Source organism: Neisseria sp. P0009.S007, assembly GCF_051962515.1.
In genome coordinates this window covers 1-993 of record NZ_JBQCVF010000561.1, presented here as the reverse complement: position 1 = coordinate 993, position 993 = coordinate 1, and the positions used below count along the sequence as shown (strand labels likewise).

At 50.8% G+C, this 993-nt stretch carries 1 protein-coding gene; it reads left to right on the top strand.

Features of this window, described 5'->3' with window-relative positions:
* Positions 1 to 274: 274 nt before the first annotated feature.
* Positions 275 to 993 (top strand): ATP-binding cassette domain-containing protein (locus tag ACTHS3_RS14800; protein ID WP_440368345.1); only part of this gene is annotated, 719 nt, incomplete at its 3' end.

Below are 993 nucleotides of genomic sequence, written 5' to 3'. Positions count from 1 at the left end.
GTGCGGCGGATATAGAAAAACGGGCTGAGCAGCATGGAAGCGGCGCATACCAAAATAATCACGGCGTAATAGATTTTGTGCGTTTCCATATTGTTTCTCCGTTTCAGACGGCCTGAAATGCTGCCTACAACGCATTTTTGCGTGAAGCGCTGTCTGTTTTTATCTTGCATAGGCATTGGGCACACTTGCTATGGCCTCAATCCTGAGGTCTTTGCAAAAATATGCTACAATCGCGTCCGATTATAACATTCTATTTATAAAGGTTTTACGAATAATGATTTCTACCAACGGCATCACCATGCAGTTCGGCGCAAAGCCGCTGTTTGAAAACGTATCCGTCAAATTTGGCGAAGGCAACCGTTACGGCTTGATCGGCGCCAACGGCTCAGGCAAGTCCACCTTCATGAAAATCCTCGGCGGCGATTTGGAACAGACTGCCGGCGAAGTAGCGATTGAAAACGGCGTGCGTTTGGGTAAATTGCGCCAAGACCAGTTTGCCTACGAAGACATGCGCGTGCTGGACGTAGTGATGATGGGCCATACCGAAATGTGGGCGGCGATGACCGAGCGTGATGCGATTTACGCCAACCCCGAAGCTACCGAAGACGACTACATGAAAGCCGCCGAACTGGAAGCTAAGTTTGCCGAATACGACGGCTACACTGCCGAAGCACGCGCTGCCGAATTGTTGAGCGGCGTGGGCATTTCCGAAGATTTGCACAATGCGACCATGGCAGAAGTCGCCCCGGGCTTCAAGCTGCGCGTATTGCTGGCGCAAGCCCTGTTCTCCAAGCCAGATGTATTGCTTTTGGACGAACCGACCAATAACTTGGACATTAATACCATCCGCTGGTTGGAAGGCGTGTTGAACCAATACGACTCCACCATGATCATCATCTCGCACGACCGTCACTTTTTGAACGAAGTCTGCACACACATGGCGGATTTGGACTACAACACCATCACCATCTATCCGGGCAACTACGACGACTA